The organism is Streptomyces sp. MK37H (assembly GCF_018035285.1).
GTDB lineage: Bacteria > Actinomycetota > Actinomycetes > Streptomycetales > Streptomycetaceae > Streptomyces > Streptomyces endocoffeicus.
On record NZ_JAAAYH010000010.1, the window covers coordinates 1 to 11,133 of the forward strand.

Sequence of the window (11,133 nt, forward strand, 5' to 3'; positions counted from 1 at the left end):
ACCGATGAGCCGCAGCTCGCCGTGCGCGCCGGGGTCGTCCACGCGCCGCGGCTCGCGCGGGTGGCGGCCCTCGACGGGGCGGCCGTACCCGGCCTGGACCCGGCGGGGACCGTGCTGGTCACCGGCGCGTCCGGCACCCTGGGCGGGGTGCTGGCCCGCCATCTGGTGACCGAACGCGGCGCCCGGAGGCTGCTGCTGACCAGCCGCCGGGGCGCGGAGGCGGCAGGCGCCGCCGAACTCGCCGCCGAACTCACCGAGCTGGGCGCCGAAGCCCACTGGGCGGCGTGCGACGCGGCCGACCGCACCGCCCTGGCCGAGGTCATCGCGTCCGTCCCCGCCGACCACCCGCTCACCGCCGTGATCCACGCGGCGGGCGTGCTCGACGACGGGATCATCGAGTCCCTCACTCCCGAGCGCGTCGCCCACGTCATGCGCCCGAAGGTGGACGCGGCGTGGAACCTGCACGAGCTGACCAGGGGCCTCGACCTGTCCGCGTTCGTGCTGTTCTCCTCCGCCGCCGGTGTCTTCGGCAACCCGGGGCAGGGCAACTACGCGGCGGCCAACACCTTCCTGGACGCCCTGGCCCAGCACCGCCGCGCCCAGGGCCTGCCCGCCGTCTCCCTGGCCTGGGGCCTGTGGGAGGACGAGGGCGGCATGGCCGCGACCCTCGCGACCGCCGACCGGCAGCGGATGAGCCGCGGCAGCATGGGCGCGCTGAGCAACGCCGAGGGCCTGGCCCTGTTCGATGTGTCGGGCCTGGCCGGACACGCGGTGCTGATCCCCGCCGCCCTGGACATCGCCGCCCTGCGCGCCCAGTCCACGGCCGGGGTCGCCCCGCTGCTGCGCGGGCTGATCCGTACCCCCGTACGGCGCGCCGCGGCCGGTGGCGGCGGCGGGGCGGACGAGGCGGCGAGCCTGGCCGAGCGGCTCGCGGGCATGTCCGCGGCCGAACGGGACCGCTTCCTGCTCAACCTGGTCTGCGGCCAGGTGGCCACCGTGCTCGGCTACGGCGGCGCGGCGGCGATCGAACCCGGCGCGGCCTTCAAGGAGCTGGGCTTCGACTCGCTCACCGCCGTCGAACTCCGCAACCGGCTCGGCGCGGCCACCGGCCTCCGGCTGCCCGCCACGCTGATCTTCGACTACCCGACCCCCGACGCCCTGGCCGACCATCTGCGCGCGGAACTCCCGCACGGGGACGGCGGCGGTCCGTCGGTGTTCGGCGAACTCGACCGGCTGGAAGCCGCCCTGGCGGTGGCCGCGGACGACAGCGTCACCCGCTCCAGGATCACCATGCGCCTCCAGGCGCTCCTGGCGAAGTGGAACGACGCCCAGGACGCGACCGGCGACGGCGACACCGACGACCACGACCTCGAATCCGCGACCGACGATGAGCTCTTCGACCTGCTCGACGACGAACTCGGCTCCTCCTGAACGGGAGCGTTCTGAACCCATGGAACTCATGAGCACCACCTCCCTCTTCGTAAGGAGCCGACGCAATGGTGAATAACGAGGACAAGCTCCGGGACTACCTCAAGCGGGCCACCGCCGATCTGCGTCAGGCCCGCCGGCAGCTCCGCGAGGTCGAGGAGCGGCACCAGGAGCCCATCGCGATCGTCGCGATGAGCTGCCGCTACCCGGGCGGTGTGCGCACCCCCGAGGAGCTGTGGCGGCTCGTCCTGGACGGCGAGGACGCGATCTCCGGCTTCCCGACCGACCGCGGCTGGGACGTCGAGTCGCTCTATGACGCCGACCCCGACCAGGCGGGCGCCAGCTATGTGAACGAGGGCGGGTTCCTCTACGACGCGGGCGGCTTCGACCCGGCGGTCTTCGGGATCTCGCCGCGTGAGGCCATGGCGATGGACCCGCAGCAGCGGCTGCTGCTGGAGAGCTCCTGGGAGGCGTTCGAGCGGGCCGGGATCGACCCGACCGGGCTGCGCGGCAGCCGGACCGGTGTGTTCGCGGGCGTGATGTACCACGACTACACCTCGCGGCTGGACTCCGTGCCCGAGGGCGTCGAGGGCTTCCTGGGCACCGGCAGCTCCGGCTCCATCGCCTCGGGCCGGGTGTCGTACACCTTCGGTCTGGAGGGCCCGGCGGTCACTGTGGACACGGCGTGCTCGTCGTCGCTGGTCACCCTGCACATGGCGGTGCAGGCGCTGCGCAACGGCGAGTGCTCGCTGGCGCTCGCGGGCGGTGTCACCGTGATGGCCACGCCCTCGACGTTCACCGAGTTCAGCCGGCAGCGCGGGCTCGCCGCCGACGGCCGCTGCAAGCCTTTCGCCGCCGCCGCGGACGGCACCGGCTGGGGCGAGGGCGTGGGCATGCTGCTCGTCGAGCGGCTGTCGGACGCGCGCCAACACGGCCACCCGGTGCTGGCCATCGTGCGGGGCTCGGCGATCAACCAGGACGGCGCCTCCAACGGCCTGACCGCGCCCAACGGCCCGTCCCAGCAGCGCGTCATCCACCAGGCGCTCACCAACGGCCGTCTCTCCGCGGCCGATGTGGACGCCGTCGAAGCACACGGCACCGGTACGACGCTGGGCGACCCGATCGAGGCGCAGGCGCTGCTCGCCACCTACGGCCAGGAGCACACCGAGGACCGGCCGCTGCTGCTCGGCTCCATCAAGTCCAACATCGGGCACACCCAGGCCGCCGCCGGTGTCGCCGGAATCATCAAGATGGTCATGGCCATCCGCCATGGCGTCCTGCCCAAGACACTGCACATCGACGAGCCGACCCCGCATGTGGACTGGTCGGCGGGCGCGGTGTCGCTGCTCGCCGACACCACCCCCTGGCCGGAGACCGACCACCCGCGCCGCGCCGCCGTGTCCTCCTTCGGCTTCAGCGGCACCAACGCCCACACCATCCTGGAGCAGGCCCCCGCCGAGGAGGCCGAGGAAGCCACCGAGGAACCGGCGGCCCCGACGAAGCGGCTGGACGTCGTGGCGTGGGCGGTGTCGGGCAAGAGCGCGGCGGGGCTGCGCGCCCAGGCCGAGCGGCTGCTGGCCCACCTCGAGGCCGACCCGTCCCTCAGCCCGGTGGACGTGGCCCTCTCGCTGACCACCACCCGGGCCCAGCTCGACCACCGCGCCGTGGTGCGCGGCCACGACCGTGAGGAACTGCTGGCCGGACTCACCGCCCTGGCCGAGGGCGGTATGGCGGCGGGCGTCGCACAGGGCTCCGTCGTCGGCGGCCGCACGGCGTTCGTGTTCCCGGGGCAGGGGTCGCAGTGGGCCGGTATGGCGGTGGGGCTGATGGACGCCTCGCCCGTATTCGCCGCGCGGATCGAGGAGTGTGCGGCGGCACTGGCGGAGTTCACCGACTGGTCGTTGGTGGATGTGTTGCGGGGTGCCGAGGGTGCGCCGTCGCTGGACCGGGTGGATGTGGTCCAGCCGGTGCTGTTCGCGGTGATGGTGTCGCTGGCCGAGCTGTGGCGTTCGCTGGGCGTCGTCCCGGCTGCCGTGGTCGGCCACTCGCAGGGTGAGATCGCCGCCGCGTGTGTGGCGGGGATTCTGTCGCTGAAGGACGCCGCCCGTGTGGTGGCGCTGCGCAGCCAGGCGATCGGCCGGGTGCTGGCGGGCAGGGGCGGCATGGTGTCGGTGGCGCTGCCGGTGGCGGACGTACGGGAGCGGATCGCGCCGTGGGGCGAGGAGCGGATCTCGGTGGCGGCCGTCAACGGCCCGTCGTCTGCGGTGGTTTCGGGTGAGCCCGAGGCGCTGGACGAGCTGCTCGCGTCCTGTGAGGCCGATGGGGTGCGGGCGCGCCGGGTTCCGGTGGACTACGCCTCGCACTCCGCCCAGGTGGAGTTGCTCCGCGAGGAGTTGCTGGAGCTGCTGGCGCCCGTGGAGCCCAGGGCGGCCGAGGTGCCGTTCCTCTCCACCGTGACGGGGGAGTGGGTCGAGGGCCCGGAGCTGGACGCCGAGTACTGGTTCACCAATCTCCGCCGGACCGTCGAGCTGGAGGGCGCCGTCCGCCGGCTGCTCGATGAGGGCTTCGGCGCGTTCATCGAGTCCAGCGCGCACCCCGTGCTGACGATGGGTGTGCAGGAGACGGCCGAGGACGCGGGCCGTGAGGCCGCCGCGATCGGCTCGCTGCGCCGTGACGAGGGCGGCCTGGACCGCTTCTGGGCCTCCGTCGGCGAGGCGTGGACGCGTGGCGTCACCGTGGACTGGGCCGGGGTGTTCGACGGTACGGGCGCGGCCCGCGTCGAGCTGCCCACGTACGCCTTCCAGCACCAGCACTACTGGCTCGAGGCGGGCGGCCCCGCCGCTGCCGCCGCCATCGCCGCCGACCCCGTCGAGACCCGCTTCTGGGAGGCCGTCGAGCGCGAGGACTGGCAGACGCTCGCCGCCGAGCTGGACATCGACGGCGACGAGCGGGTCAGCGCGCTGCTCCCCGCCCTGGCGTCGTGGCGCAAGCAGGCCCGTGAGCGGTCCACGGTGGACGGCTGGCGCTACCGCGTGACGTGGAAGCCGCTCGCCGACGGGCAGTCCGCGCGGCTGACCGGCGCCTGGCTCGTCGTCACCCCGGCCACCGAGGACACCTGGACCGACGCCGTGGCCGGTGTGCTCGCCGAACGCGGCGCCGACGTACGGCGGATCGCCGTGGACACCGGCGTCGACGGTCGCGACGAGCTCACAGAGCGGCTTCGCGCCGCGCTCGCGGAGACCGACGGCATCCCGTTCACCGGAGTGCTGTCGCTGCTGGCCCTCGACGGGCGTCCGCACCCCCGGCACGCCTCCGTCCCGGCCGGAGTGGCGGCGCAGCTCGCGCTGGTGCAGGCCCTCGGCGACGCGGAGATCGGCGCGCCGCTGTGGTCCGCCACCCAAGGCGCGGTCTCCGTGGGCCGCGCGGACCCGCTGGACTCCCCCGAGCAGGCGCTGGTCTGGGGCCTGGGCCGGGTGGCCGCGCTGGAGCACGGCGAGCGCTGGGGCGGTCTGGTGGACCTGCCCGGGGCGCCCGACGAGCGGGCGCTTGCCCGGCTGGTGACCGTGCTCGCCGGGGCCGAGGAGGAGGACCAGGTCGCGATCCGCGCCGGCGGGCTGCTCGTACGCCGTCTGGTGCGCGCCCCGCTGGCCGCCACGCCCGCCGTACGGGCCTGGAAGCCGTCCGGTACGACGCTGGTCACCGGCGGTACGGGCGCGCTGGGCGCCCATGTGGCGCGCTGGCTGGCGGGCAACGGCGCCGAGCACCTGGTGCTCACCAGCCGCCGTGGCCTGGACGCCCCGGGCGCGGCGGATCTGCGGTCCGAACTGACCGAGCTCGGCGCCAAGGTCACCATCGCCGCGTGCGATGTGGCCGACCGCGCTCAGGTCGAGGCGCTGCTCGCGGACATCCCCGCCGAACACCCGCTGACCGCCGTCGTCCACACCGCCGCCGTGCTGGACGACGGGGTGATCGAGGGCCTGACCCCGGACCAGGTGGACCGGGTGCTGAAGGTCAAGGTGGACGCCACCCGCCATCTGCACGAGCTCACCCGCGATCTGGACCTGAGCGCGTTCGTGCTGTTCTCCTCCTTCGCGGCCACCTTCGGCGCGCCCGGCCAGGGCAACTACGCCCCGGGCAACGCCTTCCTCGACGCCTTCGCCGAGCACCGGCGCGCCCAGGGCCTGCCCGCCACCTCGCTGGCCTGGGGCCCGTGGGGCGAGGGCGGGATGGCCGAGGGCGGTGTCGGTGACCGGATGCGCCGCCACGGCGTCATCGAGATGGCGCCGCGGTCGGCCGTCACCGCGCTCCAGCACGCGCTGGACCGCGACGAGTCGGTGCTCACCGTGGTCGACATGGAGTGGAAGCGCTTCGTTCTCGCCTTCACCTCCGGCCGCTCCCGTCCGCTGCTGCACGACCTGCCCGAGGCGCGGGACGTCATCCAGGACATGGCCGGGGACGCCGAGGCGGACGGCGCGGGCGCGGTCGCTCTCGTGCGGCAGCTCGCCGGGGTGCCGGAGCCCGAGCAGGAGCGGATGGTGCTGGAGCTGGTGCGCACCGCCGTCGCGGCCGTCCTGGGCTACGCGGGCGCCGACGACGTCGAGGCGGGCCGGGCGTTCAAGGAGCTGGGCTTCGACTCGCTGACCGCCGTCGAGCTGCGCAACCGGCTCAGTGCCGCCAGCGGGCTGAAGCTGCCGCCGACCCTGATCTTCGACTACCCCACGCCCACCGTGCTCGCGCGCCATCTGCGTACCGAGATCGCGGGCGGGCAGCAGGCCGCCGTGGCCGCGCTGCCGACCGCGGCGGCGCTCGCCGACGACGAGCCGATCGCCATCGTCTCCATGAGCTGCCGCTTCCCGGGCGGGGTGCGCACCCCAGAGGAGCTGTGGCAGCTGCTCGCATCCGGTGGCGACGCGCTGTCGGAGTTCCCGGGCGACCGCGGCTGGGACATCGAGTCGCTGTACGACCCGGACCCGGACGCGCAGGGCACCAGCTACACCCGCGAGGGCGGATTCCTCACCGGGGCCGCCGACTTCGACCCCGCCTTCTTCGGGATCTCGCCGCGTGAGGCCATGGCGATGGACCCGCAGCAGCGGCTGCTGCTGGAGACGTCCTGGGAGGCTTTCGAGCGCGCGGGCATCGACCCGGCCACGCTGCACGGCAGCCCGTCCGGTGTCTTCGTCGGCACCAATGGCTCCGACTACTCCATCGTCATGCGCGACAACACCGAGGGCTACGAGGGTCACCTCGCCACCGGCAGCGCCGCGAGCGTCGTCTCCGGCCGCCTCTCGTACACCTTCGGCCTGGAGGGCCCGGCGGTCACCGTGGACACCGCGTGCTCGGCGTCGCTGGTGGCGCTGCACCTGGCCGTCCAGTCGCTGCGCCAGGGCGAGTGCTCGGTCGCGCTCGCGGGCGGGGTGACCGTGATGGCCACCCCGGGCACCTTCATCGAGTTCAGCCGCCAGCGCGGACTGTCCTCCGACGGCCGCAGCAAGGCGTTCTCCTCGGACGCGGACGGCTTCAGCCCGGCCGAGGGCGTGGGCATGCTGCTGGTCGAGCGGCTGTCGGACGCGCGGAAGAACGGCCACCCGGTGCTGGCCGTCGTCCGTGGCTCGGCGATCAACCAGGACGGCGCCTCCAACGGTCTGACGGCGCCCAACGGCCCGTCCCAGCAGCGCGTCATCCGGCAGGCCCTCGCCAACGCCCGGCTGTCTCCGGCCGAGGTGGACGTCGTGGAAGCACACGGCACGGGTACGACGCTGGGCGACCCGATCGAGGCGCAGGCGCTGCTCGCCACCTACGGTCAGGAGCGGCCCGACGGGCAGCCCCTGCTGCTCGGCTCCATCAAGTCCAACATCGGCCACGCCCAGGCGGCCGCCGGTGTCGCGGGTGTGATGAAGCTCGTGCTCGCGCTGCGTCACGGCGTGCTGCCGGAGTCGCTGCACATCGTCGAGCCCACTCCGCATGTGGACTGGTCGGCGGGCGACATCGAGCTGCTGACCGGGGCGCGGGAGTGGCCGGAGACCGGCCGTCCGCGCCGGGCCGCGGTGTCCTCGTTCGGCTTCAGTGGTACCAACGCACACGCCATCATCGAGCAGGCCCCCGCAGAGGAGCCGGGTGAGCCCGAGCCGGTGACCCGGCGGCTGGGCGCGCTGCCGTGGACGGTGTCCGGCAAGAGCGAGGCGGCGCTGCGCGCCCAGGCCGCCAAGCTGCTGGCCCACCTCGACGCCGACCCGGCCCCGCGCCCGCTGGACATCGGCCACTCGCTGGCCACCACCCGCGCCGCCTTCGACCGGCGCGCGGTGCTGGTGGGCACGGACCGGGACGATTTCGTCCGGGGTTTGGACGCCCTCGCTAGGGGGCAGGTCCTGCCGAACCTGGTGCAGGGGGCCTCAATCGGGGGCAAGGCCGCATTCGTGTTCCCAGGACAGGGGTCACAATGGGTAGGCATGGCCGTGGAGCTGTTGGATGCTTCACCGGTGTTCGCTGCCCGTATTGATGAGTGTGCCGCCGCGCTCGCAGAGTTCACCGACTGGTCGTTGGTGGATGTGCTGCGCGAGGCGGAGGGCGCACCGTCACTGGAGCGGGTGGACGTTGTTCAGCCGGTGTTGTTCTCCGTGATGGTTTCGCTCGCGGAGCTGTGGCGTTCGCAGGGTGTGCGGCCGTCCGCCGTGGTCGGCCACTCGCAGGGTGAGATCGCGGCGGCGTGTGTGGCCGGAGCGCTGACGCTCAAGGACGCGGCCCGTGTGGTGGCGCTGCGCAGCCAGGCCATCGGCCGGGTGCTGGCGGGCAGGGGCGGCATGGTGTCGGTGGCGCTGCCGGTGGCGGACGTACGGGAGCGGATCGCGCCGTGGGGCGAGGAGCGGATCTCGGTGGCGGCCGTCAACGGCCCGTCGTCGGTGGTCGTCTCCGGTGAGCCCGAGGCCCTCGATGAGCTGGTCGCCGTGTGCGAGGCGGACGAGGTGCGGGCGCGCCGGGTGCCGGTGGACTACGCCTCGCACTCCGCGCAGGTCGAGCTGCTCCGCGAGGAACTGCTGGAGCTGCTCGCGCCCGTGGAGCCCAGGGCGGCCGAGGTGCCGTTCCTGTCCACCGTGACGGGGGAGTGGATCGACGGTTCCGAGCTGGACGCCGAGTACTGGTTCACCAACCTCCGCCGGACCGTCGAGCTGGAGAGCGCGATCCGCCGCCTGCTGGACGAGGGCTTCGGAGCGTTCATCGAGTCCAGCGCCCACCCCGTGCTGACGATGGGTGTGCAGGAGACCGCCGAGGACGCGGGCCGTGAGGCCGCCGCGATCGGGTCGCTGCGCCGTGACGAGGGCGGCCTGGACCGCTTCTACACCTCGCTGGGCGAGGCGTGGACGCGTGGCGTGGCCGTGGACTGGGAGGCGGTGTACGAGGGGACGGGCGCGCAGCGCGTCGAGCTGCCCACGTACGCCTTCCAGCACCAGAGCTACTGGCCGCAGGCGGCCGACACCCCGGCCGACGAGTCGGGCGCGCCGTCCGACGCCGTGGACGCGCGCTTCTGGGAGGCCGTCGAGCGCGAGGACCTGGAGTCGCTGGCCGACACCCTCGCGTTCGGGGACGACGGCGAGCGGTCCTCGCTCGGCGCCGTCCTGCCCGCCCTGGCGTCCTGGCGCAAGCAGGCCCGCGAGCAGTCCACCGTGGACGGCTGGCGCTACCGCGTGACCTGGGCCTCCCTGACCGAGGCTCAGGCCCCGCGGGTGTCCGGGACCTGGCTGCTGGCCGTGCCCGAGTCCGCCGCCATCGACGACTGGACGCTCGGCGCGGTCCGGATGCTCACCGAACGCGGCGCCGAGGTGCGGCAGATCACCCCGACCGCCGTGGAGTCGGACCGCGCGTCGCTGACCCGCCTGGTGCGCGAGGAACTGGCCGACGCCGGAGCCGTCTCGGGTGTGCTGTCGCTGCTCGCCTTCGACGCGGGCACCGCGCCCGGCACCGACGGTGTCAGCGCCGGGCTGCTAGGTACCGCCGTGCTGATCCAGGCCCTCGGCGACGCCGGGGTGGACGCGCCGCTGTGGTGCGCCACCCGGGGCGCGGTCGCCGTCGGCCGGACGGATCAGGTCGAATCCCCCGAGCAGGCGCTCGTCTGGGGCCTCGGCCGGACCGCCGCACTGGAGTACCCGGAGCGCTGGGGCGGTCTGGTGGATCTGCCCGGGGCGCCCGACGAGCGGGCGCTGGCCCGGCTCGCCGGGGCGCTCGCCGGGACGGACGGCGAGGACCAGCTCGCGGTGCGCGCGGCCGGGGTGTTCGCCCGCAGGCTCGCCCACGCCCCGCTGGCCGGCGCGCCCGCCGTACGGGCGTGGAAGCCGTCCGGTACGACGCTGGTCACCGGCGGTACGGGCGCGCTGGGCGCCCATGTGGCGCGCTGGCTGGCGGGCAACGGGGCCGAGCACCTGGTGCTCACCAGCCGCCGTGGCCTGGAGGCGCCGGGCGCGGCCGAACTGCGGGACGAGCTGACCGGGCTGGGCGCCGAGGTCACCGTCGCCGCGTGCGACGTGGCCGACCGCAAGGCCGTCGAGACGCTGCTCGCCGCCATCCCGGCCGACCGGCCGCTCACGGCGGTCATGCACGCCGCGGGTGTCCTGGACGACGGCGTCCTGGACGCGCTCACCCCGGAGCGGTTCGCCACCGTCCTCGGCCCCAAGGCCGACGCGGCGCGCCATCTGGACGAGCTGACCCGCGATCTGGACCTGTCCGCGTTCGTGCTGTTCTCCGGTATCGCGGGCACCCTCGGCGACGCCGGACAGGGCAACTACGCGGCGGCCAACGCCTATCTCGACGCGCTGGCCGAGCGGCGCCGCGCCCAGGGCCTGCCCGCCACCTCGGTGGCCTGGGGCCGCTGGGGCGAGACGGGTCTGGCCGCCGACGGCGCCATCGGCGAGCGGCTGGACCGGGGCGGCGTCCCGGCGATGGCCCCGCACGCCGCGATCACGGCGCTCCAGCGGGCCCTGGACCACGCGGACACGGTCGTGGCCGTCGCCGACATCCAGTGGGACCGCTTCACTGGCGGCTACACGGCGGTCCGCCCCAGCCCGCTGATCGGCGAGCTGCCCGAGGTCAAGCGGCTGCGGGAGACCGGCGGCCCGGCCGGTGAGCCCGGCGCGGCCTCCGACGGGTCCCCGGCGGACGCGCTGCGCAAGCGGCTGGCCGGGATCTCCCGGGCCGAGCAGTCCCTGGTCGTCCTGGAGGTCGTGCGCACCAACGCGGCCGCCGCGCTCGGCCACCCCTCGACGGACGAGGTCGGCGCCGGGCGGGCGTTCAAGGAGCTGGGCTTCGACTCGCTCATCGCGCTGGAGCTGCGCAACCGGCTGACCGCCGCCACCGGGCAGAAGCTGCCCGCCACGCTGGTCTTCGACTACCCGACCCCGGCGGCGCTCGCCGAGTTCCTGTGCGGCCGGATCGTGGGCGACGGCGGTACGGCCGCGGCGCCCGGCCTCGCGGAGCTCGACGCGCTGGAGTCCGCGCTGTCCGTCCTGGACCCCGACAGCGAGGCACGGGAGGACATCGCGGCCCGGCTGCGGGACCTCGCGGCGAAGTGGGCGGAGCCCCGTACGGCCGATGCCGAGGCGGCCGACGGCGACGGCGGCACCGTGACGGAGAAGTTGCAGGAGGCGACGCCCGACGAGGTCTTCGCCTTCATCGACAAGGAACTCGGAATCTAAGGATCGATGGGTCCGAGGGCGCAAG

Annotated in this window: 2 protein-coding genes; both read left to right on the top strand. The window is 74.4% G+C overall.

Annotated elements, in window-relative coordinates; all coding sequences use genetic code 11:
• Positions 1–1,431 (top strand): beta-ketoacyl reductase (locus tag GWI24_RS03105; RefSeq protein WP_247615802.1); only part of this gene is annotated, 1,431 nt, incomplete at its 5' end.
• Between the two features lie 65 nt (positions 1,432–1,496).
• The gene (locus GWI24_RS03110) at positions 1,497–11,108 is read left to right on the top strand and encodes a type I polyketide synthase (RefSeq protein ID WP_210944349.1); all 9,612 of its coding nucleotides are present in this window, start codon (positions 1,497–1,499) and stop codon (positions 11,106–11,108) included.
• Positions 11,109–11,133: the final 25 nt, after the last annotated feature.